The sequence below is a fragment of the Streptomyces sp. NPDC001902 genome (assembly GCF_042891295.1).
Classification (GTDB): Bacteria; Actinomycetota; Actinomycetes; order Streptomycetales; family Streptomycetaceae; genus Actinacidiphila.
Genome location: NZ_JBIATA010000019.1, coordinates 141,489 through 167,537, shown reverse-complemented (window position 1 = coordinate 167,537; position 26,049 = coordinate 141,489). Strand labels below are relative to the sequence as shown.

18 protein-coding genes are annotated in these 26,049 nt (G+C 74.6%); 6 read left to right on the top strand and 12 right to left on the bottom strand.

The genetic code is table 11. The features are described 5' to 3' along the window. Window positions 1–86: 86 nt before the first annotated feature. On the top strand, window positions 87–1,523 hold the full coding sequence (locus ACFYYN_RS28095) for a VWA domain-containing protein (protein WP_500547983.1): 1,437 nt from the start codon (window positions 87–89) through the stop codon (window positions 1,521–1,523). Here ACFYYN_RS28095 and ACFYYN_RS28090 read toward each other — a convergent pair. From ACFYYN_RS28090 to ACFYYN_RS28075, 4 genes are read right to left on the bottom strand one after another with little or no spacing between them, the layout of a single operon-like run. Then, entirely contained in the window at window positions 1,454–2,761 is a 1,308-nt protein-coding gene (locus tag ACFYYN_RS28090; RefSeq protein ID WP_500547982.1) for an adenylosuccinate synthetase, read from the bottom strand. The two genes, ACFYYN_RS28095 and ACFYYN_RS28090, sit on opposite strands and share 70 nt — an antisense overlap. A 29-nt stretch (window positions 2,762–2,790) precedes the next feature. Continuing rightward, window positions 2,791–3,795: a hypothetical protein gene (locus ACFYYN_RS28085; RefSeq protein WP_500547981.1), complete on the bottom strand. Its 1,005-nt coding sequence runs from the start codon at window positions 3,793–3,795 to the stop codon at window positions 2,791–2,793. Window positions 3,796–3,833: 38 nt separating this feature from the next. After that, the gene (locus ACFYYN_RS28080; protein ID WP_500547980.1) at window positions 3,834–4,859 is read right to left on the bottom strand and encodes a molecular chaperone DnaJ; all 1,026 of its coding nucleotides are present in this window, start codon (window positions 4,857–4,859) and stop codon (window positions 3,834–3,836) included. Beyond that, window positions 4,856–5,734 (bottom strand): NUDIX hydrolase, encoded by an 879-nt coding sequence (locus ACFYYN_RS28075; protein WP_500547979.1) that lies wholly within the window; start codon window positions 5,732–5,734, stop codon window positions 4,856–4,858. Before ACFYYN_RS28075 ends, ACFYYN_RS28080 begins: the two co-directional genes overlap by 4 nt. 157 nt (window positions 5,735–5,891) lie before the next feature. On the opposite strand from ACFYYN_RS28075, the gene ACFYYN_RS28070 reads away from it, so the two are divergent. From ACFYYN_RS28070 to glpK, 4 genes are all read left to right on the top strand, one after another. Beyond that, complete coding sequence (locus ACFYYN_RS28070; protein WP_500547978.1) at window positions 5,892–6,353, top strand: Zn-ribbon domain-containing OB-fold protein; 462 nt, start codon at window positions 5,892–5,894, stop codon at window positions 6,351–6,353. Next, on the top strand, window positions 6,350–7,546 hold the full coding sequence (locus ACFYYN_RS28065) for a lipid-transfer protein (protein ID WP_500547977.1): 1,197 nt from the start codon (window positions 6,350–6,352) through the stop codon (window positions 7,544–7,546). Before ACFYYN_RS28070 ends, ACFYYN_RS28065 begins: the two co-directional genes overlap by 4 nt. Before the next feature lie 153 nt (window positions 7,547–7,699). Then, window positions 7,700–8,431 (top strand): MIP/aquaporin family protein, encoded by a 732-nt coding sequence (locus tag ACFYYN_RS28060; protein WP_500547976.1) that lies wholly within the window; start codon window positions 7,700–7,702, stop codon window positions 8,429–8,431. Window positions 8,432–8,438: 7 nt separating this feature from the next. After that, entirely contained in the window at window positions 8,439–9,995 is a 1,557-nt protein-coding gene (gene glpK, locus ACFYYN_RS28055) for a glycerol kinase GlpK (protein WP_500547975.1), read from the top strand. A gap of 32 nt (window positions 9,996–10,027) precedes the next feature. Here the strand turns inward: glpK and ACFYYN_RS28050 are convergent, their stop codons facing one another. The 4 genes from ACFYYN_RS28050 to ACFYYN_RS28035 form a co-directional block, all read right to left on the bottom strand. After that, window positions 10,028–10,633: a GTP-binding protein gene (locus ACFYYN_RS28050; protein WP_499510587.1), complete on the bottom strand. Its 606-nt coding sequence runs from the start codon at window positions 10,631–10,633 to the stop codon at window positions 10,028–10,030. Window positions 10,634–10,887: 254 nt separating this feature from the next. Then, complete coding sequence (locus ACFYYN_RS28045; RefSeq protein ID WP_499510588.1) at window positions 10,888–11,280, bottom strand: DUF742 domain-containing protein; 393 nt, start codon at window positions 11,278–11,280, stop codon at window positions 10,888–10,890. A gap of 10 nt (window positions 11,281–11,290) precedes the next feature. Then, a complete protein-coding gene (locus tag ACFYYN_RS28040; protein ID WP_500359627.1) occupies window positions 11,291–11,716 on the bottom strand; it encodes a roadblock/LC7 domain-containing protein in 426 nt (141 codons plus the stop codon). Continuing rightward, window positions 11,713–14,301 (bottom strand): sensor histidine kinase, encoded by a 2,589-nt coding sequence (locus ACFYYN_RS28035; RefSeq protein WP_500547974.1) that lies wholly within the window; start codon window positions 14,299–14,301, stop codon window positions 11,713–11,715. The genes ACFYYN_RS28040 and ACFYYN_RS28035 overlap by 4 nt, the downstream gene beginning before the upstream one ends. Window positions 14,302–14,625: 324 nt before the next feature. Between ACFYYN_RS28035 and ACFYYN_RS28030 the strand changes: the two genes are divergently transcribed. After that, on the top strand, window positions 14,626–15,066 hold the full coding sequence (locus ACFYYN_RS28030; RefSeq protein ID WP_500547973.1) for a hypothetical protein: 441 nt from the start codon (window positions 14,626–14,628) through the stop codon (window positions 15,064–15,066). Window positions 15,067–15,121: 55 nt separating this feature from the next. On the opposite strand, the gene ACFYYN_RS28025 is transcribed toward ACFYYN_RS28030, so the two are convergent. From ACFYYN_RS28025 to ACFYYN_RS28010, 4 genes are all read right to left on the bottom strand, one after another. Further along, window positions 15,122–19,843 (bottom strand): hypothetical protein, encoded by a 4,722-nt coding sequence (locus ACFYYN_RS28025; protein WP_500547972.1) that lies wholly within the window; start codon window positions 19,841–19,843, stop codon window positions 15,122–15,124. Window positions 19,844–19,928: 85 nt separating this feature from the next. Beyond that, entirely contained in the window at window positions 19,929–20,810 is an 882-nt protein-coding gene (locus ACFYYN_RS28020) for a hypothetical protein (RefSeq protein ID WP_500547971.1), read from the bottom strand. 40 nt (window positions 20,811–20,850) lie between these two features. Continuing rightward, window positions 20,851–22,401 carry a hypothetical protein gene (locus tag ACFYYN_RS28015; RefSeq protein WP_500537617.1) on the bottom strand — a complete coding sequence of 517 codons (1,551 nt, stop codon included), beginning with the start codon at window positions 22,399–22,401 and terminating at the stop codon, window positions 20,851–20,853. A 44-nt stretch (window positions 22,402–22,445) separates the two neighbouring features. Then, window positions 22,446–26,048, bottom strand: a complete 3,603-nt coding sequence (locus tag ACFYYN_RS28010; RefSeq protein WP_500547970.1) for a hydantoinase B/oxoprolinase family protein — start codon at window positions 26,046–26,048, stop codon at window positions 22,446–22,448. Window position 26,049: the final 1 nt, after the last annotated feature.

Below are 26,049 nucleotides of genomic sequence, written 5' to 3'. Positions count from 1 at the left end.
CGGACGGTTCCGTACGGCTGCCCGGGCACGGGTGTCGTGTGCGGAGCCCTGTCCGTGGTGGCGGGTGAGAGGGCACACTGACGTCCGTGACACCCGAATCCCTCGGAAAAGGCGCCAATCTGCCGGTTCCCGTGCCCGCCGTGCGGGCCGTGCTCGACTGGACCGCGGGTCCCGGCGTGCCCGACGTCGACGCCTCGGCGCTACTGCTGAGCGGCGACGGGCGCGTGCGCTCGGACGCCGACTTCGTGTTCTACAACCAGCCCGCGCACGCCTCCGGCGCCGTGCGGCACGCCGGTAAGCAGGCGGGTCCCGGACCGGCCTCGGACGCGCTCGACGTGGACCTGGCCCGCGTGGAGACGGCGGTCGAGCGGATCGTGCTGTGCGCCTCCGCGGACGGCGGGACCTTCGGACAGGTCCCGGGGCTGCGGCTGCGGCTGCTCGACGCCCGCAACGGGGCCGAGATCGCGCGGTTCGACATGCTGGCGACGACCGAGACGGCGTTCCTCGGCGGTGAGCTGTACCGGCGGGGCGGGGTGTGGAAGTTCCGGGCGGTCGGGCAGGGCTACGCCTCGGGGCTGGCCGGGCTCGCCACGGACTTCGGCATCTCCGTGGACACGCCGCAGACGCCCGAGGCGCCGGTCGCACCGGCCGCCGCGCCGCCACCGCCGCAGTACCCGCGGCCCCCGCTGCCCGTGACGGTGCCCCCGCCGCCGCCCCTCCCGGCCGCGGCCGCTCCCCCGCCGCCGGCCGTCCGGCTCACCAAGGGCGAGGAGCACCTTCCTCCCGACATGCGCAAGCGGCTGAGCCTGCGCAAGGAGCAGGTGGCCGTCAGCCTGCGCAAGCACGGCGCGGCGGGCGTCGTGGCACGGGTGATCCTCGTGCTGGACGCCTCGGGCTCGATGGCCGGCCTGTACGCGCGCGGGGTCGTCGCCGACGTGGTCGAGCGCATGGCGGCGGTCGCGGCGCAACTGGACGACGACGGCGAGATGCAGGCGTGGACCTTCGCCTCGCACCCGGCGCGGCTCCCGGACCTGCGGATCGCGGAACTGCCGCTGTGGCTGCGGCTGCACGTCCGGGTGGGCGAGCTGAGCCTGTTCGGCCGGCCCAAGAAGCCCCGGCACGGACTGCAGCCGGGCCAGGTCGACATGCGGTTCGTCGGCATCCAGAACGAGGAGCAGAAGGTCATCGGCGAGGTCCGGGCGTTCGTGCGGGCGCACCCGACGGCGGCGCCGACGCTCGTGCTGTTCTTCTCCGACGGCGGTGTCTACCGCAACGCCCAGATCGAGCAGCAGTTGCGGGAGGCGGTGGAGGAGCCGGTGTTCTGGCAGTTCGTCGGCCTGGGCCGGGCCAACTACGGGGTGCTGGAGCGTTTCGACACCCTGCCGGGCCGGCGTGTGGACAACGTCGGGTTCTTCGCCGTGGACGACATCGCCACCGTGCCGGACGCGGAGCTCTACGACCGGCTCCTCTCGGAGTTCCCCTCCTGGATGGCGGCCGCGCGGCAGGCCGGGATCCTGCGCTGAACCTCCCGTTTGTCGGCGGCCGTCGGGCCGTGGGACTCCAGGACGACCGGCGCGCCGAGCGCCTCCCCCACCGCCTCCGACCAGGCGGCCGGATCGGGGCCGGGCACGTCCCAGCGTGCCGGACGCGCCGTCAGCAGCCGCTCGGTGAGGGCGGCCTGACGGCCGAGGTCCCCGGCCGGGGCGGTGGGCAGCCGCGTCTGCCCGGTGTCGTACGCGCGGACCAGCCGCAGCTGCGGGCAGCGGCGGGGCGCGTCGAGGTGGGTGACGGCGAGGGCGTCCACACCGCCGCAGACCTCGACGGCGTAGCGGTGGGCGACGGCGTCGAAGTGGCCGGTGCGGAAGGCGCCCTGCCAGGGGCCGTGGCCGTTGTGCGGTTCGGGCAGCAGCGGGGCGAGTTCGGGATCCTCGGTGACGTGCGGTCCGGGGCCGTGGCGGGTGGTGTACGTCCGTACGACGCCGAGCCGGCGGGCCTCCTGACCGGCTTCCGCCAGCAGGGCCTCGGCGCCCGCGAACGTGGTCGTGGACCAGGTGGTGTAGGGGTGGAAACCGTGCCACTCGTCCAGGAGCACGCCCTGGGCACCCTCGAGGACGACCGCGCCCTCGCGCAGGACGCGGGCGAGGTGGCCGTCGCCGGTGAGGGTGACGGCGCGGGCGAAGGCGGTGAAGGCGTCGGCGCAGTCCTCGGGCGGCGGGGCGGGCAGCCGGCGGCCGAACTCGTCGGCCAGGCGGTCGCGCAGCAGGCGCAGCTTGCGCAGCAGACGGGGGCGTGAGGCGCAGTCCCCCGCGGTGGGGGCGTCCTGCGGGTGGGCGAGGGCGTAGGCGGCGGTCTCGCCGATGCCCATGCCGCACGAACCGTGACGGGCCGCGCCTCGGGCCTGCTCCCGCAGCCGGTTGGCGGCGGCGTGGTACGGGGTGGTGAGGCGGGCCGCGCGGTCGACGCTGAGCAGGGCGTACGGCGCGGGGACGCCGAGGGCGGCGAGGTGGTCGGCCTCGGCGGCCAGCGCGAGGGGGTCCACCAGCATGAAGCGGGACAGGTGGGTGGGAACGCCCTGGAGGGTGCCGGAGCCGAACTGCGCGAAGGTGTGGTGGCGTCCGTCGGTGGTGACGACGTTGTGCGCCGCTTGGGCTCCGCCGTTGAAGCGGACGACCGCGCGGACCGACCCGCTCGCGCAGAGCCGGTCCACGACGGTGCCCTTGCCGGCGTCTCCGTAGCCGAGGTCGACGACGATGGTGTGCACGGGGTCCTCCAGGGTCCTCCGCGAGGGGCCTACAGGCGGGTGGTGCCGGTGGCAGTGCCGTCGCCGTCGCCGGTGACGTCGATCAGCGGCGTGTCCGTCACCGCGACGGCCGCGCGGTCGCGGTCGAGGGCGGCGAGGGCCTTGCCGACGGAGCCGGTGGCGGCGGAGCCCAGGTCGGCGAGGTCTTCGAGGCCCTCGGCGAGGTCGATGGCCTCCTCGCCGAGCCCGATGGTGAGGGCGATGGTCTCGCAGACGGCGTCGAGATCGTCGAGCTCGATGACGTTCTGGCCGAGGAGCCCCCGCCAGGTGCCGAGGACCTCGGTGTTGCCGACGTAGGAGGAGCCCGCCGGGAGGATGTAGTAGACGTCGAACTTGCGCCGCAGCTCGGCGACGATCCGCGTGACCGGGATGTCCTCGGCGAGGTCGTCGCCGAGGACGTCGCGCACCTCGCGGGCCTTGACCTTGCCGTAGGGCAGCTCGTCGCCGATCAGGAAGAGGTAGCCGCGGCGGCCGCGCTTGTCGTGGCAGTCGATCGAGGTGTGCCGGGCCATCGCATACATGGCGAGCTCGTAGGACTCGGTCATCTGGCCGCCGCCCCCGCCCTCCAGCAGGATGTTGCCGAGGTCGTCGTCCATGCGGTTGTCCGACTCGAACTGCCCCAGCTGGAGCGGGACCCGGTCGCAGGTGGCGTCGCCTACCGCGCCGAAGAGGATCTGCGGGTGCTCGGTGTAGCCCTTGCGCAGGAGCAGGCCGAAGAGCTCGGGGAGCTTGGTCTGCAGGACCTGCGGGACGGTGCGCATGGATCCGGTGACGTCGAACAGCACGGCGATGGCGAGCGAGGTGGGGTGCTCGTCGGAGTCGCGGCTCTCGCGGACGCCGATGTCCTTCGGGTCGAGCGAGGGGTGCGCGGTCCAGGAACTGCGCGGTGCGGACGAGGTGACGCGGTCGCTGTAGGCGAAGGCGCCGGCGCCGCTGGCGGCGCGGTAGCGCGCGGCGGCGTCGTAGACGTTGGTGGACCAGCTTCCGCTGCCCATGGTGGTTCCCCCTTGGTGTGTCAGGCGTGTCAGGCGTGTCAGGTGTCCCGGGTCCCGCCGCCCGGCATGGTGAACGGGCGGAAGGTGCGCGGGCCGTAGAGACCCTCCAGGACGTCGTCGAGCTCCGCGAGCAGCCGCCACGCGTCGTGCGGGCGGCGGGCCTGCGCAGGGAGCGTGCAGCCGCGCAGGAAGGCGCGCAGCGGTCGCGGCGCGCGGTCTCCCATCAGCTGCTCGACGCAGCGCGAGGCGAGGTGGATGTCGGTGGCCTCGGTGGCGGGGCGCCGGCCGGGGACCTCGGGCGGGTAGAGGGCGCGGTGGCGCTCGACGAGGGCGGGGACGGTCGCGCCGCGTTCGGTGGAGTAGCACCAGTCGACCAGCACGAGGCCGTGCTGTGCGGGGTGGATGAGGACGTGCTCGGGCAGGACGGCGCCGTGGACGACGCCGGCCCGGTGCGCCCAGCCGAGGGCGACCAGCAGCCGGCGCCACATCCAGGCGGCGTCGCGAGGGTCGAGGCCGCCGGGGTGGAGGGCGCGGACCTCGGCGAGGGTGTGGAAGCCGTGCAGCCGCTGGAGTGCGTTGACGCGGCGTTCGGTGCCGTCCGGGCCGCGATGGCGGAAGGACTCGGCCAGGCGGGGTGCGTAGGCGCGGTGCCGGGCGTCGGCGACGCCGTCCAGCCGGGTGAGGGCGTCGGCCTCCCGCTCCATCAGGTCGTTGTCGGCGGGCCGCCGGGGGATCTTCAAGGCGGTGCCGGGCCCGGCGGCCCGCAGCACCGCGAGGTCGCCCTCGGCCAGGACGGGCCCCAGCGGGTACACGCCACGGGCGGTGGTGAGGGCCGGGCCGTCGCCGGTGTGCCGCCGCCACAGGGCGGTGAGGCGGACGAAGGCGGCCTCGGCCTCGTCAGCGCGGCCGGGCGGGGCCGTGTCGGGGTGGAGCAGCCGGGCGAGCCGGCGGTGGTGCCGGGCGGCCTCACCGGCGTCGGCCGGGAAGGGCCGGCCGAGGGCGGCCAGGGCGTCGTCGAAGGTGCGGACGCGATGTGCGGACGCGGAACGCGTCGTGGCGGTCATCGGACACTGTCCTCACGGTCGGGGCGGAGCAGTGCGGGGTGCAGGAGGCGGGCGTCGCCGGCGCGGTAGAGGCGGGCCCGGGGGCCGCCCTTGGAGCCGCCGCGGCCGGCGGTGGTGCCGGTGGACTCGACGAAGCCCGGCACCGACAGGACCTTGCGGTGGAAGTTCCCTGCGTGCAGGGTGCGGCCCCAGACCGCCTCGTAGACCGAGCGGAGCTCGGTGACGGTGAACTCCTCGCCGAGGAAGGCGGTGGCCAGCGGGGTGTACTCGATCTTGGCGCGGGCCCGGTCGAGGCCTTCGGCGAGGATCGTCCCGTGGTCGAAGGCGAGGTCGGCGGCGAGGCCTTGTACCTGGCCGGACCGGCGGCCGGAACCACCCCCGTGGATCCCGGCCGGCCGGTCCTGCTCCTTGGGACGCGCGGTGGCGGCGTCCGGTTTCACCTGCGGTGCGAGTGCCTCGACCGGGACCCACTCGGCCGCCGCCGCGTCGCTGCCGGCCCGTGCCTCGGGGAGGTCCGGGGCGAAGGCGAGGTAGGCGACGGAGACGACGTGCATGCGCGGGTCGCGGTCGGGGCGGCCGTAGGAGCCGAGCTGTTCGAGGTGGACGCGGCCGAGGCCGCGTGCCGCGTCGAGCCCGGTCTCCTCGGCCAGTTCACGGGCCGCGGCCTCGTCCAGGGACTCGCGTCCGGCCTGGACGAATCCGCCGGGCAGCGCCCAGGCACCTTCGTACGGCGGGCCGCCGCGGCGCACCAGCAGCACGTGCAGGGTCCCTTGACGCAGTGTCAGGGCGACGACGTCGACGGTCACGGCGATGGGCTCGAAGGCTCGCGGGTCATAGGAGGCGAGGAACGCGTCCTCACCCTGCCGGTCCGCCATCGTGCGCCACCTCTCACCGGTTGTTCTCACTTCGAGTATTTCTCGCTTCGAGAAGAACTTAGCACCGGACACCGACACCGTCCACCCCGTTCCGCCGTGCGGCCCGCCCGTGGCACACTTCTGACGAACCGTCAGCTCAGCAGGGGAGGATCCGGTCGTGGCACGGACGCGGAAACCCGTGGTGACGGGCTGGTTCACACACGACACGACGGACGAGGACGGCTTCCGGCTGCTCGGCACCCGGTGCCGCGGCTGCGGCGCGGTGTTCTTCCCCCGTGAGGACCACGCCTGCCGCAACCCGGCCTGCGACGGCGCCGGAGGGGACCTGGAGGAGGTCCCGCTGTCGCGGCGGGGCCGGGTCTGGTCGTACACCGACGCCCGCTACCGCCCGCCCGCCCCGTACCCCTGCGACCCCTCACGCCCCTGGGAACCCCGCGCCCTGGTGGCGGTGGAACTGACGGCGGAACGGATGATCGTGCTCGGGCAGGCCGCGCCCGGGACGGGCGTGGCCGATCTGGCCGTCGGCATGGAGGTCGAGCTGGTGCCCGGCGTGCTGTACGAGGACGCGGAGCACACCTGGACCACCTGGCACTGGCGCCCCGTGGGAGGCGGGCGATGAGCCATGACGTGGCCGTGCTCGGCGTCGGCATGCACCCCTGGGGCAAGTGGGGCCGCCCCTTCACCCGGTACGGGGTCGCGGCGGCGCGCGCCGCGCTCGCCGACGCCGGGCTGGACTGGCGGGACGTCGGACTGGTCGTCGGCGCGGACACGGTGCGCGGCGGCTACCCCGGCTACGTGGCCGGGGCGGCCTTCGCCCAGGCGCTGGGCTGGCAGGGCGCCCGCGTGGCCAGCGTCTACGCCGCCTGCGCCTCCGGGGCCCAGGCCCTCGACACCGCCCGGGCCCGCATCCTCGCCGGCCTGGTGGACACCGCCCTGGTCGTCGGCGCGGACGCGGCCCCCAAGGGCTTCTTCGCGCCCGCCGGGGGCGACCGGCCCGACGACCCGGACTGGCTGCGCTTCCGCGTGCTCGGGGCCACCAACCCCACCTACTTCGGGCTGTACGCGCGTCGCCGCATGGCCCTGCACGGCGACACTCCAGAGGACTTCGCCCGGGTCAAGGTGAAGAACGCGGCCGCCGGCGCCGCCAACCCGCTCGCCCGCTACCGGACGCCGGTCACGGCCGCCGAGGTGGCGGCCTCCCCCGTCGTGGCCGACCCGCTGCGGCTGCTCGACATCTGCGCCACCTCCGACGGGGGCGCCGCCGTCGTCCTGTCCAGCCTGGACTTCGCCCGGCGCCGCGCGACGGCGGATCCGGTGCGGATCCGCGCGGTCTCCACCGTCACCCCGGTCTATCCGCGCACGGTGCCCGACCTCCCCGACATCGCCACCGACTCCTCCCTCGCCGTCGCGCCCCGGGAGGCGGCCACCGGTTTCCGGGCGTCCGTCGCCCGCGCCGCGTACGAGGAGGCCGGCATCGGTCCCGAGGACCTGGACCTGGCGGAGGTGTACGACCTGTCGACGGCGCTGGAGCTGGACTGGTACGAGGACCTCGGCCTGTGCCCGCCGGGCGGGGCGGTGAAGCTGCTGCGCGACGGGGCCACGTCGCTCGGGGGGCGGATTCCGGTCAATCCCAGCGGCGGCCTGGCCTCCTTCGGGGAGGCCGTGCCCGCCCAGGCGCTCGCGCAGGTGTGCGAGCTGACCTGGCAGTTGCGCGGCCGGTCCGGGCCCCGGCAGGTCACCGGGGCCCGCGTGGGGGTGACGGCGAACCAAGGCCTGTTCGGGCACGGCTCGTCGGTGGTCGTAATCAGGTGATCTGTCCGATACCTTGACGCTCCATCACCCCGCGACAACACTTCCGGGTGGCGCGGAGGCCGGGCGGGAGGCGGGACCCTCCGTACCCGGGTCTCCGTGCGCCATTCTCTGGCGGCGCATGCCCGACACGTGCGCCTGCACGAAGGAGCCGTCATGTATTCCAACGGAGACGTCTTTGTCGGCGAGATCATCGGAACGGCGATCCTGATCCTGTTCGGCGCCGGCGTGGTGGCCGGGGTGCTCCTCCACCACTCGAAGGCCCGGGCATCCGGGTGGATCGTCATCTCGTTCGGCTGGGGCCTCGCGGTCCTGGCCGGCGCGTACACCGCAGGCCCCCTGTCCGGCGGGCAGCTGAACCCCGCCGTGACCTTCGGCGTCGCCATCAGCTCGGGCAAGTGGAGCCAGGTGCCCGTCTACCTCGCCGGGCAGCTCATCGGCGCGATGCTGGGCGCCGTCCTGTGCTGGCTGGTGTACTACGGCCAGTTCGCGGCGAACCGTGCCGAGGAGACCCGTCAGCCCACGCTCGCCGTCTTCTCCACCGTCCCCGAGATCCGCGTCTGGTGGCAGAACCTGATGACGGAGGCGATCGCCACCATGGGTCTCGTCCTGCCGATCCTGGCCTTCGGCCTCAGCAAGGGACTCGGCGAGACCGGTACCGGCACCCTGATCGTGGCGCTGCTCGTGACCGGCATCGGGCTCTCCCTGGGCGGTCCCACCGGCTACGCCATCAACCCGGCCCGCGACCTCGGGCCGCGCATCGTCCACTCCGTCCTGCCGATCCCGTTCAAGGGCACCTCCGACTGGGCGTACGCCTGGATCCCGGTGGCCGGCCCGCTGATCGGCGGTGCACTGTCCGGTCTCATCTACAACGTCGCGTTCAAGTGAGGCGGTCATGACCGAAACCTCCGACCAGGCGACCCGATACGTGGCCGCCATCGACCAGGGAACGACCTCCAGCCGCTGCATCGTCTTCGACTCCGGCGGGTCGATCGTGGCGCTCGACCAGCGCGAGCACCGCCAGATCTTCCCCAAGCCGGGCTGGGTGGAGCACGACGCCACCGAGATCTGGTCCAAGGTGCAGGCCGTGGTGGCCGGTGCGCTCGCCAAGGCCCGGCTGCGCGCGGACCAGCTCAGCGCGCTCGGCATCACCAACCAGCGCGAGACCACCGTGCTGTGGGACCGCACCACCGGCCGCCCGGTGCACAACGCGATCGTGTGGCAGGACACCCGCACCGCCGCGCTGTGCGACCGGCTCGGCGGCCAGGACGGCCAGGACCGCTTCCGCGAGTCCACCGGACTGCCGCTCGCCAGCTACTTCTCCGGTCCCAAGGCGGCCTGGCTGCTGGACAACGTGCCGGGGCTGCGCCGCCGCGCGGAGAACGGCGAGATCGCCTTCGGCACCATCGACTCCTGGCTGATCTGGAACCTGACGGGCGGCACGGAGGGCGGCGTCCACGTCACGGACGTCACCAACGCGAGCCGCACGATGCTGATGAACCTGGAGTCGCTGGAGTGGGACCCGGCGATCCTCGCCGCGATGAACGTCCCCGAGGCCGTCCTCCCGGAGATCCGCTCCTCCTCCGAGGTGTACGGCACGGCGGTCGGCCAGCTGGGCGGCGTACCCGTGGCCTCGGCCCTCGGCGACCAGCAGGCCGCGATCTTCGGCCAGGCCTGCTACGGGACGGGCGACGCCAAGAACACCTACGGGACGGGCAGCTTCCTGCTGCTCAACACGGGGAACCGGCCCGTGCCGTCGAAGAACGGACTGCTCACCACGATGGGCTACCGGCTGGGTGGGGAGGCGCCGGTCTACTGCCTGGAGGGGTCGATCGCCATCACCGGCGCCCTGGTGCAGTGGTTCCGCGACAGCCTCGGCATCATCACCGCGGCGGACGAGATCGAGGCGCTCGCGGCGAGCGTGCCGGACAACGGGGGCGCGTACATCGTCCCCGCCTTCTCCGGGCTCTTCGCCCCGTACTGGCGCTCCGACGCGCGCGGCGTGGTCACCGGCCTGACCCGGTACGTCACCAAGGCGCACCTGGCGCGTGCGGTGCTGGAGGCGACCAGCTGGCAGACCCGCGAGGTCGTCGACGCGATGTACCAGGACTCCGGCGTGCACATCACCGGGCTCAAGGTCGACGGCGGCATGACGTCCAACAACCTGCTGATGCAGCACCAGGCGGACGTGCTGGGCGTCCCGGTGGTGCGGCCGCGGATCTCGGAGACCACGGCGCTGGGCGCGGCCTACGCCGCGGGGCTCGCCACCGGCGTGTGGGACGGGCTGGACACGCTCAAGGCGCACTGGCAGAAGGACGCCGAGTGGCAGCCGCGGATGGACGAGAAGACCCGTGAGAAGGAGTACCGCCGCTGGAAGAAGGCGGTCGAGCGGAGCTTCGGCTGGCAGGACGAGGACGAGGACGACGGCCCCGCACCGGCGACCGGGGGCTGACGGCCCGCCCGCCCGCAGCCGCGGCGCGCGGCTCAGTTGGCGGCGGCCGCCCGGCGGTCGCCGGCCACCTGGGCCGCGTGCTCGACCACGGTGATGAGCACCTTCTTCGCCGAGGCGCGGTCCCGCGCGTCGCACGTCACCAGCGGCACCTCGGGGTCGAGGTCGAGTGCGTCGCGCACCGTCTCGGCAGGATGCCGCTCGGCCCCGTCGAAGACGTTGACGGCCACGGCGAAGGGGATGCCACGGCGCTCGAAGTAGTCGATCGCGGAGAAGCAGTCCTCCAGGCGCCGGGTGTCCGCGAGGACGACCGCCCCCAGGGCGCCCTGCGCCAGCTCGTCCCACAGGAACCAGAAGCGGTCCTGGCCCGGCGTGCCGAACAGGTAGAGCACGAGGTCGTCGCGGAGGGTGATCCGGCCGAAGTCCATGGCCACGGTGGTGGTGCGCTTGGCCTCGACGCCCGCGGTGTCGTCGACGGGCCGGCCCACCTCGCTGAGCGTCTCCTCGGTGCGCAGCGGGCGGATCTCGCTGACCGCGCCGACGAGCGTGGTCTTGCCCACGCCGAAGCCGCCCGCCACCAGGATCTTCAGCGTGACGGGCTCGACGGGGGAGGGACGGCGTTCAGAGCGTCCGAAGGCCATGGCTCACTCCTCCGGTCGTGCCGTTTACACAGGTCAGCGGCATCCTGGGTCCTAGGGACTGCGTCGGGCGATCAGCTGTGGCAGTGGAACATTACTACGATCCGACCGGACAACTACCAGCGGTCCGCGGGCCGTTACCCGCCCGCGGGCCCACCCGGCGGCCGCGGGACCCCGTGTGGCGGACCCTCAGGCCGTGCACCGGGGGGCGCCGCGGGCGCCGGGTGACGGTCCCCGCCGCGGCGCCCCCGGGCGGGTCACAGCGCGCGCAGGCGGTCGATCACGTCCCGCAGCAGCCCCGCGTCGGGCAGCTCCGCCGGTGGGACGGGCCGGCTGACGTGGACCAGCCCGGACTCCAGGACGTCGCCGATGAGCACCCGGACGACGCCCACGGGCAGGTCGAGGTCGGCCGCCAGCTCGGCGACCGACATCGGCTGCTCCCGGCACAGTTCGACGATGTCGAGGTGCTCGGGCGACAGGGTGCGGTCGACGTCGGCGTCGTCGTCCGCGCTGCGCGACTCGGCGACCACCAGGGCGATCAGGTCGAGCCGGGCTTCCGCGGCGTGGCTGGTACGGCCGCGTGTCATGGCGTACGGCCGCACCACGGGCCCGGCGTCGTCGTCGTACCAGCGGTCCGCTTCGGAAGTCATGACGTCCTCGTCACACCGCCCGCGCCGCGTCGTCGTCGTCGGTCCGCGGGGCGGTCGCGAGGTGCACGCCGACCCGCTTCACCAGCAGCGCCATCTCGTAGGCGACCTGTCCGACGTCGGAGTCGGCGTCGGCGAGCACGGCCAGGCAGCTGCCGTCACCCGCGGCGGTGACGAACAGGAAGGCCTCGTCCAGCTCCACGAGGGTCTGCCGGACCTTGCCGGCCTCGAAGTGCCGGCCGACGCCCTTGGCGAGGCTGTGGAAGCCGGAGGCGACGGCGGCGAGGTGCTCGGCGTCCTCACGGGTCAGGCCCTCGGACGCGCCGGTGGCCAGGCCGTCGCTGGAGAGCACCAGCGCCTTGCGGATGCTGGCCACGCGGCCGACGAGTTCGTCGAGAAGCCAGCTGAGCTCGCGGGTCGGGCTCGATGGTGCGGTCATGGACCGTTCCCCTCCGTGGTGGATCTGGTTGCGCTGTCGCCCCCTCGCTCCGCCGGGGTGGTTCCCGGGCGGTCGGTGGGGCGGACGTCGTCGGTGCCGTCGGTGCCGAGGTCGTCGGCGGTGTCCGCGCGGCCACGCAGCCATCCTCGCTGCAGTGAGGCCATGCGGTCGCGCACCTCCTCGGGCGAGCGCTCGTGCCCGCCGTCGTCGTCCGCGCCGCCGGTGGCGGCGCTACGGGTCTGGGTGGTGGAGTCGCTGCGCAGCTGCGGGGCGAGGCTGGCCTGGCGGACCCGGCGGGGCAGTCCCGCACCGGCGGGCTCCTCCTGCGCTGCGGGGTCGGCGGGCCGCGGCGCCTCGCCGACCGGCCGGCCGTTCTCGGCGACCAGGACCGGGGTCCGGCGGCGGCGCGGCAGGACCGTGGGCGCGTCCGCCGGCACCGCGTCGGGTGCGGCCGTCAGCGCCGGTGTCCCCACGGTCTCCGGCACGTGCGGCCGGTGCTCGCGCGGCTCGTCGTCCGGCTCCGGGACCAGGCCCCACTGACGGAAGCTGTGCTCGGTGGCGGCCGACATCGGTGCGACCCGGGGCTCGTCCGGCTCGGCCGGCGCCCGGGCCTCCACGACGGCCGCAACGGCGGTCTCGTCGCGGGGCCCGTCGAGGGTCTCGTCCAGGGGCTCGTCCGGCTGGTCCTCGCCGGACTCGGTGAGGAGCGACGCCGGGACGAACACCACGGCCGTGGTGCCGCCGTACGGGGACTGGCGCAGCGAGACGCGGACGCCCTGGCGCTGGGCCAGCCGGCTGACGACGAACAGCCCGAGCCGGTCGGTGTCGGAGAGCTCGAACTCGGGGGTCTCGGCGAGGCGGAGGTTCGCCTCCAGCATGGCGTCGGGGGTGAGCCCGAGGCCGCGGTCGTCGATCTCCAGGACGAAGCCGTTGGCGACGGACTCGCCGTGCACCTGGACGCTGGTGTGCGGCGGCGAGAACACGGTGGCGTTCTCGATGAGCTCGGCGATGAGGTGGGTGAGGTCGGCGACGCCGTGGCCGGTGACGGCGAGCCGCGGCAGCCGGCGCACGTCGACCCTCTCGTAGTCCTCGACCTCGGCGACGGCCGCCCGCACCACGTCCATCAGCTGCACCGGCTTGCGCCACTGCCGGGACGGCACCGCGCCGGAGAGGATCACCAGGCCCTCGGCGTGGCGGCGCATGCGGGTGGTCATGTGGTCGAGGCGGAAGAGGTCGGCGAGTTCCTGCGGGTCCTCGGTGCGCCGCTCCATGGCGTCCAGCAGGGTGAGCTGGCGGTGCAGCAGCACCTGGCTGCGACGGGCGAGGTTGACGAAGACCTCGGAGACGCCGCGGCGCATCTCGGACTGGCGCACGGCGGCCTCGACAGCCGCCCGTTGCAGGGTGTTGACGGCCTTGCCGACCTGGCCGACCTCGTCGTCGGGGTAGTCCAGCCGCGGCGCCTCGGTCTCGACGTCGACCTCCTCGCCCGCGGCGAGACGGCGCATGACGCGCGGCAGCCGGGCGCCCGAGACCTCCTGGGCCTCCTTCCGGAGCCGGGACAGGTCGCGGATCAGGCTGCGGCCGACGCGTATGGAGACGAAGACGGAGGCGACGACCGCGATGAGGCCGAGGCCACCGGCGACCGCGGCGATGGCGACCAGCCGCATGCCGATCGGTTCGGCACGCTTCTTGTGCAGGTCGCCCGCCTCGACGCCCAGGCGGTCCAGGTCGGTCAGCGCGGTGGTGGCCGTGGTCTGCCAGGACGCGCGGTCGGCGGCCTGGGGCGCGCCGGACGCGCCCGCGGAGATGACCGCGTCCTCGGCGGCACGCAGGGCGCGGCCGGAGGGCCCCGCCCAGTAGGCGTCGTAAAGGGCGCGCTCGTCGGCGGTCAGCAGGTGGAGGTTGTCGGCGTAGTAGGCGCGCTGCTCGGCGACGGCGAAGGTGAAGGAGCGCATCTCGGCGGCGCTCATGCGGCCCGCCGAGATGGCCGCCACCATGAGGGCGTCCTCCTGGCTGATCGCCTCGCGGGCCCGGGTGACCTGGATGAGGGCGCGGCCCTGCTTGTCGATGGCGACGTTGTTGAGCGGGTTCAGCGAGTCCAGGAACGCATAGGCCGGGTCGAAGAGGCCGCTGTACGCGGCGAAGGCGTCGTTGCGGCCGATGGTGCCCTTGCCGACCTTGTCGCGCAGCGTCTCCAGGCCGCCGAACTCGCGGACGACCAGGTCGAGCCGGCGCAGCGCGTCGGGGGCCAGCCGCTCCCGGTTGGCGCCGGAGGCCGCGTTGCCGCGCAGCCGGGCGATCACCTTGTCCGTCTCGCGCTCGCGGGCGAGCAGGGTACCGCGGGCGTCGGAACGTCGAGGATCGGCCAAGTAGAGCATGGCGGAACGGCGTTCCTGCTGGAGCGCCTGGATGCTGTCCTCGACCGGGTAACCGAGTGCGTTGACGGTCTGCTCGACGCCGAAGAGGCCCCAGACCTGACGCCCCGTCAGAGTTGCGGCGAAGGCCCAGATGGCCGTGAGGGACACCAGCGGAATGAGCAGCAGTGCCACGATCTTCCGCCGGATCGTCGTACCGCGAAAGCGCATGGCCTCCCCAACGTCAAACCCGGTCAAGGGCTGTCGTGTTCCGACTGCAAACGGCGCGAGCCTACTACTGCCGGATGACCAATCCGAAAGCCCTGCTTCCGCTCTTGCCCCGGGACGACCCGATTCGTACGGATGAACGGCCGGCGCGGCTGGCCGAAATGCACCGCACAGGGAACCCGCGGTGCCTTTCCGTCGTATGACAGGAGGGGAGGGGCGCTCCGGAATGCGGAGGGCATTCATCGGCGGAAACCGGGCAGCCACTCTGGAGTCGGACATCGGGGATCCGGCACCGCATCACCGGTATCCCGCAGGGGAGCAGATTTCATGGACGACCTCGTCGAGGACGCACTGGATCGCGACATTCCGCCGCGGAAGACCCGGCGGCCGTTGTGGGTCGATGAGCCCGTCGGGCGGCCACGCATGCCCGACCCGGTGCGCCGGGCGGCCGTGCGGGCCGTGCTCGTCGTCGCACTGACCCTGATCGCCGCGGTGATCGCCATGCTGGGGGCGGCCGGTGAGTCCTGGCTCGCGGCGCCGGCGATGCTCACCGCCATAGCCTCCACCGTCGTCGCCACCTGGGCGGTGCTGGACGTGTGGATCACCCGCCAGGTCTGGAACCAGCGCAACGGCGTGGTGTCCAGCCCGAGCAGCGCGGCCCGCAGGCTGCGCCGCGAGCGCCGGCGGGAACGGCGCCGGGCCCGGGCCGGGGCCCGTGCCGCCGCACGGCGCCGGCAGCTGCCCGGTACCGGCGCGCGTACCGCCTGAGGGAGGCGCACCCTCCCGTGGGCCCGGACGGCCTTCGGGACGGGCCGCCCGGAGGTCAGCTGCCCTGCGGGGCCGGCTGGTCCGCCGGGCGGCGGAACATCCGCGTCGCCGTGATCTCGCCGTGCACCGGCTCGGACTCCGGGTCCGTCGCGGGCAGTCCGGGCCGCAGGTGCTCCTCGACGCTGATGTACTTCAGGCCCGCGCGCAGGTCCGCGTCATTGCGCAGCCGTACGACCAGCGGGAACTCGGCGAGCGCCGTGGTGTCGAACAGACCCGTGGTGTAGATCAGCTGGACGCCCAGCGCGTCGGCGACCGCGCGCTGCAGCTCCAGCAGATAGGTGGCGTTGGCGCGGCCGATCGGGTTGTCGAGGAAGAGCGTGCCCGCGTGCCGGTGCCGGTCCCTGCCGCGGTCGTTGCTGCGCAGCGCGGCCATCGTGCAGTACAGGGCGATGGCCGCCGTGAGCAGCTGGCCGCCGGAGAAGACGTCCCCCATCTGCCCGACGGGGACGCGCTCGGCGCGCAGCACGGCGTCCGGCTTGAGGATCTCGACGGCCACCCCCCTGGGTTCGAGGGCGGCCGCGACCCCGCGCAGCAGTAGCGACATGCCGTCCCGGCGCAGGTCGGAGTTCTTGCGGACCGCTGCCCGGGTCGCCTCGTCGATCACGGCGCCGAGCCGCTCGTCGAGCGCCGCGTGGTCCGGGTCGTCGAAGCGGATCCGCAGGAACTCCTGCCCCGACCACTCCCCCAGCCCCTCCGGCAGGCGGGACAGCCGCTGCGCCGACCGCAAGGTGGTCAGCGAGGACTCCACCATCCCGCGCAGCCGGTCCACGATGCTGTCGCGGTTGCGCTCCAGCTGTTCCAGCTCGTCGGTCAGGACGCGCAGCCGCGGCTCGAAGGCGGCGTGCCAGGCCGCCGCGTGCTCGGGGAGTGCGGACGCGGGCAGTTCGCGGATCTGCTGGCGGGCCGGGGTGCGCACCTGCTCGTAGCGGGCGGCGTTGGCGTGCCGTACGAGGACGTCGCAGGCCTCGCGCAACTGCGACTCGGCCGCCGACAGGTCGGCGGCACAGCCGCGCAGGCCCCGGCGGGTCTCGGCGACGGCGGTCCTGGCCTCCTCCAGGGAGCCGGAGTAGGGCTCCGGCTCCTCCTCGCCGTCCTCGGACTGCCGGTCGCCGTCGCGGAGCAGGTCCCGCAGCAGTGCGGCGAGTTCGTCGAAGCCGCTCGCGGCGTCCTCGGCGGCGCGGTGCGCGCGCACCAGGTCGCCGTGGCCGTCCCGGGCGTGGGCCAGCGCATCGGTGCGGGTGGCCAGTTCGCCGTTGGCACCGCGCAGCAGCTCCTGGGCGTGCTCGGCGTCGCGGGGCAGCAGTTCCCCGGGGAGCTCGGTGTGCGTCCCGCCGTCCGCCGGGGCGTGCCGCTCGGCCTCGCCGCGCAGCCGTCCGAGCTGCTCGCTCGCGGCGGCGGCGCGGGAGTCCAGGGTGGCCACCAGCTGTTCCGCGCGGGCGGCCGCGGCCTGCCGCGACGGGCCGTCGGCGCCGTCCGGGCCCTCCAGCAGCTGCGCGGCGCGGGTGCGCACCTTGTTGGTGAGGCGCTCCAGTTCGGCGAGCGCGGACTGCTCGGTGCTCTCGGCGCGGGCCTGTTCGGCCCGCAGGTCGGCGCCGACGCCCACCTTCTCGTACACCTGGGAGGCCGCGCGGTAGGCCTCGCGCAGGGCGGGCAGCGAGCCGGCCGGCTGCCCGGCGCCGTCCTCGTCCTCCAGGGCCTCGTCGGGGGCGCCGGTGATCTCCGAGCGCTCGGCGCGGAGCACGCGCGCGGTACGCCGCGCGTCGTCCGCGGCGCGCTGGGCGGCACGGCGGTCCTCGTCGGCGGCGCGCGCCAGGGTCAGGCAGGCCTCGGCGCGGGTCTCGGCCTCGACGGCGTCCTCGGCCAGCTCGCGCGTCCTGCGCTGCCAGTTGGCCCGCTCCCGCAGCCGGAAGGCGAGACCGGCGAGCGCGTCGGCGGCCCGCCGGGCCTGCTGCGCCACCTCCTGGCGCTCGTCGCGCAGGGCGGTCGCCTCGGCTGCGGCCTCGTCGGCCTCCACCCGTACGGAGCGTGCCTCGGCGAGCTCCTCGCGGGCGGCCCCCGCGGTCTCCCGGGCGGTCTCCACGGCTGCGGCGAGTTCGGCGAGCCGGCCGCTCGGGCAGCCCGCACGCCACGAGGAGAGGCGGGCGGCCAGCGTGCGGTCCTCGGCCAGGCGGGCGGCTAGCCCGCGGATGTCCTCCTCGCGGGCGGTCGCGCGGCCGCGCAGCGCCTGGCGCTCGCCGTCGGCGGCCAGTTCGTCGTGCATGGCCGGGTTGGGCGGGACGAGGAAGAGCTCGGGCTCGGTGCCCGCCGGGGGCGGCGGGGCGAGCAGCGCCGCCGCCGTGCCGACCGTGACGGTCGACCGCGGCAGCAGGGCCGCCTGCGCCAGCACCTCGCGGGCCCGCAGGTAGCTCTGGGGGTCGGTGACGACCACGCCGTCCACCAGTTCCGGGCGTGCGGCGAGCACGGCGGCGTGGTCGGCCGGGTCGACGGCCTGGGCCAGGTACCGCCAGCCGGGGAGCGCGGGGATGCCGTGCTCGCCCAGGTGCTCGACGGTGGCGAGGACGTCGGGGCCCGGCGGCAGCAGCCCGCCGTCGCCGAGCGCGGCCAGGATGCGGGCGTCGTCGGCGGCGGCGGTGCGCAGGTCGAACAACTGCCGCTCGGCGGAGGCCACCGCGCCGTCCAGCATCTCCTGCAGCGGCTCCGCGAAGGTGTCGAGTTCGGCCGCGGTCAGCGGGCCCTGCTCGGCGGGACGCCGTCCGGCCCCGGCCGCAGTGCGCCGGGCCGCGGAGGTCTGCGCGGGGATGGCGGCGGGGCCGCGGTCCGCGGCGGTGTCCCCCGCGGTGCCGGCCGCCGGGACGGTGCCGGGGGCCCCCGCGGGCGGCAGGCTGAGCAGTTCGGCCAGGCGCGGCTCGGCCGCGAGGGCGTCCGCGACGCGTGACTCGGCGGAGTGGGCGGCCTCGGCCGCGGCGAGGGCGTCCGCCGCGCGGGCGGCCGACAGTTCGGCGCGCGCGTCGGCGGCGGCCGCCTCGCGGGCCCGGTCACCGGCCCGGCGGGCGGCGTCACGGGCGGCCTCCGCGGCGGTCGCGGCGGCCTTCTCCGCGTCCGAGGCCTCCAGGGCGGCGCGGGCCGGGTCGGCGTCGGGGGCGGAGTCGTCCAGCCAGCCCGTCCGGACCGCCTCGGCGGTCTCCTGCTCGACCTCCGCCAGCCGCTGCACCAGGTGCCCGGACTCGCTGCGCGCGCGCTGCGCCTCCGTCGCGGCGGCGGTGGCGTCGCGGTGCGCCGCCTCGGACTGTGCCTGGAGTCCCGCGGACCGCTCCTCCTCCGCGTCCGCCCGCTCGTCGGCGGTGTCCGCGGCGGCCCGCAGCACGCGGACGAGATCGCCCGCGGCCTTCGCACGGGCAGCGAGTGCGGGCGCGGCGTCCCGTTCCGCCTCGCGGATGGCGGTGGTGACCCGGGCCATGCGGTCGGCTGCGGCCCGGTGCCGCAGCACGATCTCCGCGGCCTGCCAGGCGGACTGCAGCGTCCGGGCGTCGTTGAGTTCGCGGCGCAGCGCGGTGGCGCTCTTCTCGCCGGACGCCAGGGCCAGCGAGGCGTGCCGGTAGGCGAGTTCGGCGGCGACCAGGGCGCTGCGGCCGCGGGCGGCCTCGGCGTCGGTGACGGTGTGCGCGGCACGGGCCGTCTCCTGTGCCAGCTCGGCGGCGCGGCCCCGCTCCTCGCGGGCGCGCGCGGACAGCCTGCGGGCCAGGGCGCGGCTGCGGCGCTCGGACTGGGCGTGGACGCCGCGTGCCTGGTCGCGGGCGGCGGTGGTGTCGACGATGCGGCCGAGCAGTTCGAGGGAGCCCGCCGTGAAGTCGCGTTCCGCGGTGAGTTCGGCCCGGCGGCCCAGCTTTCCCGCGAAGCCGTGCACGAGGTCGGCGAGGCCGTCGGTGTCCCGGGTGTCGGTGACCGCGCGCAGCAGGAGGTCGGTGAAGTCGGAGTCCTTCTTCACCGCGAACAGGCCGGCCGCCTCGCCCTCGTCGGCGTTCATCTCCCGCTGGTAGCGGAAGAGTTCGGGGTCCAGACCGAGCTCGCCCAGGTGCTCGTTCCACCGGTCGTGGATCTCCTCCCACACCACTTCCAGGTGCGGGTAGTAGCGTGCGGCGTCGGTCACGGCGTCACGGAAGCCCTTCATGGTGCGACGGCGCCCGCGGGCACCCGAGGCGCCCTCGACGGGCGTCCGCACCGCGGTGGACTCGGCGACGGGCAGCGAGTCCAGGCTGAGCCCCGGACCGGGCCGGAAGGAGTACCAGGCCTCGGCGAACTTGCGCGGGTCGGAGGAGACCTGGCGTCCGCGCCACTCGCTGACCTTGCCGACGACGACCAGCTCGCCGGTGACCGTGTGCTGCCACTCCAGGGCGACGTGGCCGCAGTCGTCGGCCAGCAGGAACTTGCGGAGCACTCCGGAGCTGGCGCCGCCCAGGGTGTTGCGGTGACCGGGCAGCATGACCGAGAAGATCAGCTTGAGCAGGACGGACTTGCCGCCGCCGTTCTCCAGGAACAGCACCCCCGCCGGTGCCGGACGGCGCGGCGGGCCGGTCGGCTCGTCCTCGAAGAACTCCGCCTGGGCGGGGGCGGGGTGCGGCACGGGCTCGCCGACTCCGCGCAGGTCCAGCACGGTGTCGGCGTAGCGCGCACCGGCGGGCCCGATGGAGTAGAGGCGGACCCGGGACAGCTCGTACATGGGGGGCTCTCGTGGTGGTCTGTGGTCGGCGGGTTCGGGTGGATCGGCAGGATCCGGGAGGCGGGTGCGGGGGCGGGGCGCCGCTTCAGGAGTGGAAGGGCAGGCCGGCTCCGGTCACGAGGTCGAGGTCGCCGCCGTCCGCGGCCGGCATCAGGGCCGCCGAGTCACCGGCCCGGGGCACGATCCCGAGGTCGAGGAGCTCGGCCATGGCGGCGCTGCCCGCCATGTCGCGCACCTGGAGCTGGTAGCGGGCGGTGGTGCGGTAGGTGCCGCCCGACTCGTCACCCGTGCGCTGCAGGAACCCCGAGTCGACGAGGAAGGAGACGGCCTTGCCGACGATGCCGGTGGTGGAGCCCGCCAGGCGCCGGGCGTCCTTGGTGGCGCCGGTGGAGCTGCGGCGCACGTAGACCCGCCAGGCGGCCTCCAGGCCGGGGGCGTCGCTGGCCGGGTCGGTGTTCTCGCCCTGCTCCTCGGCCCGTTCCTCCAGCCTGCGGCAGGCCTGGCGCAGGAAGCCGTCGATGCCGTTGACGGTGACCCGGCCGATGTACGCGTCGTCGGCGAGGTCCTCCGGGCGGGGGAAGGCCATGGCGGCGGTGGCGAGGTGGGCGAGGCCGTGCAGGAAGCGGTCGCCCGCGTCGGACGCGGCGCGGCGTGAGTAGTCGCCCATGCGGACGGCGAAGACCGAGTCCTCGTCGGCGGCCAGCGCCATGCCGGCCCGGGGCGAGACCTCCAGCACGACCAGGCCGAGCCCGGCGGCCACGGCGTCGGCCAGGCGCGAGAACAGCGGGTCCTCGCGGTAGCGCCGGATCAGCTCGGCGTACTCGACGTCGCGCGCGGGCAGCAGCTTCGGCTGGAGGCCGAAGGAGACGAGACGGGCGGCGTCCGCGGCGTCGCCCGGCGTGACGGCCGCCGGGCCGGGGGCCGCTGCGGGCGGCTGCGTGCTCTCGCCGTCGCGGTGGTCGCTCACGGGGTCGTCTCCTCGGTACGGATGGTCGGTTCGCTCATCGTCACGCCACCTCGGACCGCTCGGCGGCCATCCCGGCGGCGTCCAGCCGGGCCGTGCCCACGATCAGGTCGGCGCCGCCGAACTCGGGGTCGTCCAGCCCGGTGCCGTCGTCCACGGCGAACAGCAGCCGCTCCTCGCCCTGGCGGTAGGCGGTGCCGACCGGCGGGCTGGCGGCGTGCACCGCCAGCAGGGCCACCAGGTAGGGCAGTTCGGGATCGAGGCGGCGGGCCTCGGCGAGCAGCCCGGACAGCCGGCGGGGGGCGTCGTGCGGCAGGTCGAGGAGTTCCAGGGCGGTCTCGAGCTGCTCCTCGCTGAACCGGCTGTCGTCAGGCGTGGCGACGAGGTCGGGCTCGGGCATCTCGGCACCGAGGTGCTCGCGCTCCAGCGGCGGGGTGAGCAGGGCGTCCACGAGGTCCGTGACGCGTACCGAGGCGGGGGTGCGCAGGCCCGTGCCGCGGGCGAACCAGGCGTCGGTGACCCGGGTGGCCTGCTCCACCGGGAGCGGCAGGACCGGCGCGACCAGCTGCCCGTACAGGTCGAGCATGCCGACGAGGGCGCCGCCGCGCGGTGCGGCGAAGGCCTGCCGGTCCTGCTCGGCGCGGAAGATCGGCCCGGCCTCCAGCAGCCGGGACTGCAGCTGGGTGTGGCGGCGGATGCAGTCCTTGACGATGTCGACGAGCTCGGCGGCACGGCGCTTGTGCTCCGGGTCCTCCGACTCGTCCCTGGCCTTGCGGATGTTGGTCAGGATGGCGTTCTCGTGCCGGTAGCGGTCGGCGACGTGGTCGAGCGCCTCGTCGATCATGTCGGGGACGGTGCGGATCCAGTCGACCGCCCGGACGTTGCGGCGGGTGGCGTCCAGGGCGCGGCGCAGCGTCTCGGCGTACTGCACCGTGCGGTAGCGGGCCTGTTCCGCGGCGAGCTGGGCGTCGGCGAGGCGGCCCCGGTTGATCAGCACCTCGAGCTTGACCTCGGCGGCGATCTGGGCGCTGGTCACGTCGGTGTCGAGGGCACCGACGAGCACGTTGACGGCCTCGTCGGTGGTGCGCAGGTAGACGGTGCCGTCGCGGCCCGGTACCTCCTCGATCAACTTGAAGTCGTAGTCACGGCGGACGTACGCCCCGTCGGGGCCGAAGGTGCCGTAGACGGCGCGGAAGCCGCGGTCGACGCTGCCGACGTTGATCAGGTTCTCCAGGACCCAGCGGCCCACCCGCTCGTGCTCGGCGGCGGGACGGCCGGGGGCCTGGGCGGCGATGCGCGGCAGCAGACGGGAGATTATCTGGTCGTGGTCGGCACCGGTGTCGAAGTCCATGTTGAGCGTGACCAGGTCGATGGCGGCCAGGGCCACCTCCGCCATCGCGTACACCGAGTACTCGCCCGCGAGGTTGGCCTTGCGCACGTCGAGGTCGTGCAGCGGCGCGGTGCAGGCCAGGGCCTTGAGCCGGCGGGCCAGGCCCTCGTCCGCGGCCGGCCCCGGCGCGGGCCGGACACCGCCGCTGAGCTGGTGCGGAACGGTCGTGGTCACGACGCACAGACTAGGCGCTCGGACCGACATCATCCCAAACGGCACGGTCCGGGCGGCCCCGCGCCCGGGCCCCCTCAGCCGCCTGCGGCCCCGTAGCCGCCCCCGCCGGGCGTCGCGACGACCAGGACGTCACCGGGCCCGACGTCGGCGGAGTCGACGCCGCCGAGCGGGGTGACGGAGCCGTCGGCGCGCTCGATCCGGTTCTCGCCCAGGGCGCCGGGCCCGCCGCCGGCCAGGCCGTACGGGGCGACCCGCCGGTGGCCGGAGAGCAGGGCGACCGTCATGGGTTCCAGGAAGCGGATGCGGCGGACGGCCCCGCGGCCCCCGTGCCACCGGCCGTCGCCACCGCTGCCGTCGCGCAGGGCGAAGCCCTCGACGCGGACGGGGTAGCGCCACTCGAGGATCTCGGGGTCGGTGAGCCGGGAGTTGGTCATGTGGGTCTGTACGGCGTCGGCGCCGTCGAAGCCCTCGCCCGCCCCGGAACCGCTGGCGACGGTCTCGTAGTACTGCACCCGGTCGTTGCCGAAGGTGACGTTGTTCATCGTGCCGGAGCCCTCGGCCTGCACGCCGAGCGCGGCGTACAGGGCCCCCGTGACGGCCTGGGAGGTCTCCACGTTGCCGGCGACGGTGGCCGCGGGGTATTCCGGGGCCAGCATCGAGCCGTCGGGGACGCGGACGTCCAGCGGCTTCAGGCAGCCGCTGTTGAGCGGGATGTCGTCGGCGACGAGGGTGCGGAAGACGTAGAGCACGGCGGCCATGACCACGGACCGCGGCGCGTTGAAGTTGCCCTCCTGCTGCGGCGAGGTGCCGGTGAAGTCCAGGACGGCGGAGCGGGCCGCGCGGTCGACGCGCACGGCGACGCGGACGACCGCGCCGTTGTCGGTCTCGTACGCGCAGTCGCCGTCGTCCAGGCCGGCGACGATGCGCCGCACGGACTCCTCGGCGTTGTTCTGCACGTGCCGCATGTAGGCGTGCACGACGTCGAGGCCGAACTGCGCGGTCATGCGCCGCAACTCGGCGATGCCCTTCTCGTTCGCGGCGATCTGGGCGCGCAGGTCGGCGATGTTGGTGTCCGGGTCGCGCGAGGGGTACGGGGCGTCCGCCAGCAGGGCGCGGGTCTCCTCCTCGCGCAGGCGGCCGTCGCGCACCAGGAGCCAGTTGTCGAAGAGGACGCCCTCCTCGTGCACGGTGCGGCTGAAGGCGGGCATGGAGCCGGGGGTGAGGCCGCCGATCTCGGCGTGGTGGCCGCGTGAGGCGACGAGGAAGAGCGGGGACCGGCCCTCGTCGTCGAAGACGGGGGTGACGACGGTGACGTCGGGCAGGTGGGTGCCCCCGTGGTACGGGTCGTTGACGGCGTAGGCGTCGCCCGGGCGCATGGTGCCCTCGTTCCGGCGCAGCACCTCCTTGATGGACTCGCCCATGGAGCCGAGGTGGACCGGGATGTGGGGGGCGTTGGCGATCAGGTTGCCCTCGGGGTCGAACAGGGCGCAGGAGAAGTCCAGGCGTTCCTTGATGTTGACGGAGTGGGCGGTGTTCTCCAGGCGCACCCCCATCTGCTCGGCGATCGACATGAAGAGGTTGTTGAAGATCTCCAGCATCACCGGGTCGACCTCGGTGCCGACCGCCACCCGGCCGTGCCGCGGCCGCACCCGGGTCAGCAGGAGGTGGCCGTGCTCGCCCACCGCGGCCCGCCAGCCGGGGTCGACGACGGTCGTCGCGTCGGCCTCGGCGATCACGGCGGGCCCGTCCACGGTGTCGCCCGGGCGCATTGCGTCCCGGCGGAACAAGGGGCTGCCCTGCCGCCGGCCCTCCGTGTACAGCGACACCTCGGCGGCCGGTCGCAGGGGGCCCTCGCGGGCCGGCGGCTCCACGTGGTGCCGTCCGGGCGGGCCCGCGGAGCCGACGGCCTCGACCGAGACCGCCTCGACGACCAGGGGCTTGTCCATGGTGAAGGCGTACCGGGCGCGGTGGTCGGCGGTGAACGCCTCGCGCATGGCGTCGACCGTGCCCATCGGCACCGGGAGCGCCGCGTCGGTGCCCGCGTAGCGGACGTGGACGCGGGTGACGGTCTCGACGGTGTCGTCGGGCACCCCGTCCTCGCGCAGTTGCGCGCGGGCCAGGCCGTCGAGCTCGTCGCGGGCCTTGCGCAGCGCGGGCAGCCCGTCCTCGCCGAGTCCGGTCTCCACGGAGCGCTCGCGCATGGCGGTGGCGTCGGCCAGGCCGATCCCGTACGCGGACAGCACACCGGCCAGCGGGGGCACGACGACCGTGTCGACGGACAGGGCGTCGGCGACCGCGCAGGCGTGCTGGCCGCCGGCTCCGCCGAAGCTGGTGAGGGCGTAGCGCGTGATGTCGTGGCCGCGCTGCACGGAGATCTTCTTGACGGCGTTGGCCATGTTCAGGACGGCGATCTCCAGGAAGCCCGCGGCGACCTCCTCCGGGGTGCGGCGGTCGCCGGTCGCGGCCCCGGACTCCTCGGCGAGCCGCGCGAAGCCCGCGCGGACGGCCTCGGTGTCCAGCGGCTGGTCGCCGTCCGGGCCGAACACGGCCGGGAAGTGCGCCGCCTGGACACGGCCGAGCATCACATTGGCGTCGGTCACGGTCAGCGGGCCGCCGCGGCGGTAGCAGGCGGGGCCCGGGTCGGCACCTGCGGAGTCGGGGCCGACGCGGTAGCGCTGCCCGTCGAAGTGGAGGACGGAGCCGCCGCCCGCCGCCACCGTGTGGATGTCCATCATGGGCGCCCGCATCCGTACGCCCGCCACCTGGGTGCCGAGGACGCGTTCCAGCTCGCCCGCCCAGTGGGAGACGTCGGTGGAGGTTCCGCCCATGTCGAAGCCGACGACCCGGTCGAACCCGGCCTGCCGGGATGTACGGGCCATGCCGACCACTCCCCCGGCCGGGCCGGACAGCACGGCGTCCTTGCCGCGGAAGTGGCCGGCCTCGCGGAGCCCGCCGTTGGATTGCATGAACATCAGCCGGACGCCGCGCAGTTCGGCGGCCACCTCGTCCACGTAACGGCGCAGGATCGGCGACAGGTAGGCGTCCACCACGGTGGTGTCGCCGCGCGGGACCAGCTTGATCAGCGGGCTGACCTCGTGGGAGCAGCTGATCTGGTCGAACCCGGCCTCGCGGGCCGCCCGCGCGACGGCCTGCTCGTGGGCGGGATGGCGGTAGCCGTGCAGCAGGACGACGGCGACGCTCGTCAGGCCGTCCCGGCGCGCCTGACGCAGGGCAGCTGCGGTGGCGGCCGGGTCGAGGGGGCGGACGACCTCGCCGTGCGCGCCGATGCGTTCGGGGACCTCGATGACGCGTTCGTAGAGCGCCTCGGGGAGGACGATCCGGCGGTCGAAGAGCCGCGGCCGGTTCTGGTACGCGATGCGCAGCGCGTCACGGAAGCCCTCGGTGACGACGAGGACGGTCGGCTCCCCCTTGCGTTCCAGGAGGGCGTTGGTGGCGACCGTGGTGCCCATCTTGACGGCGGAGATCCGGTCGGCGGGCACGGGTTCGCCCGGGTCCAGGCCCAGCATGCGCCGGATGCCCTCGACGGGGGGGTCCCGGTAGCGCCCGGGGTCGTGGGAGAGCAGCTTGCACGTCTCCAGGCCGCCGTCCGGCCGTCTGGCGACGACGTCGGTGAAGGTGCCGCCCCGGTCGATCCAGAACTCCCAGCGTCCGGTCACC

Coding starts and splice junctions, on each gene's coding strand:
- ACFYYN_RS28035 (WP_500547974.1), bottom strand. CDS start 14,301: ATGCGCTTTCGCGGTACGACGATCCGGCGGAAGATCGTGGCACTGCTG.
- ACFYYN_RS28040 (WP_500359627.1), bottom strand. CDS start 11,716: ATGACCGCACCATCGAGCCCGACCCGCGAGCTCAGCTGGCTTCTCGAC.
- ACFYYN_RS28030 (WP_500547973.1), top strand. CDS start 14,626: ATGGACGACCTCGTCGAGGACGCACTGGATCGCGACATTCCGCCGCGG.
- ACFYYN_RS28025 (WP_500547972.1), bottom strand. CDS start 19,843: ATGTACGAGCTGTCCCGGGTCCGCCTCTACTCCATCGGGCCCGCCGGT.
- ACFYYN_RS28045 (WP_499510588.1), bottom strand. CDS start 11,280: ATGACTTCCGAAGCGGACCGCTGGTACGACGACGACGCCGGGCCCGTG.
- ACFYYN_RS28080 (WP_500547980.1), bottom strand. CDS start 4,859: ATGACCGCCACGACGCGTTCCGCGTCCGCACATCGCGTCCGCACCTTC.
- ACFYYN_RS28050 (WP_499510587.1), bottom strand. CDS start 10,633: ATGGCCTTCGGACGCTCTGAACGCCGTCCCTCCCCCGTCGAGCCCGTC.
- ACFYYN_RS28065 (WP_500547977.1), top strand. CDS start 6,350: ATGAGCCATGACGTGGCCGTGCTCGGCGTCGGCATGCACCCCTGGGGC.
- ACFYYN_RS28075 (WP_500547979.1), bottom strand. CDS start 5,734: ATGGCGGACCGGCAGGGTGAGGACGCGTTCCTCGCCTCCTATGACCCG.
- ACFYYN_RS28015 (WP_500537617.1), bottom strand. CDS start 22,401: ATGTCGGTCCGAGCGCCTAGTCTGTGCGTCGTGACCACGACCGTTCCG.
- ACFYYN_RS28060 (WP_500547976.1), top strand. CDS start 7,700: ATGTATTCCAACGGAGACGTCTTTGTCGGCGAGATCATCGGAACGGCG.
- ACFYYN_RS28085 (WP_500547981.1), bottom strand. CDS start 3,795: ATGGGCAGCGGAAGCTGGTCCACCAACGTCTACGACGCCGCCGCGCGC.
- glpK (WP_500547975.1), top strand. CDS start 8,439: ATGACCGAAACCTCCGACCAGGCGACCCGATACGTGGCCGCCATCGAC.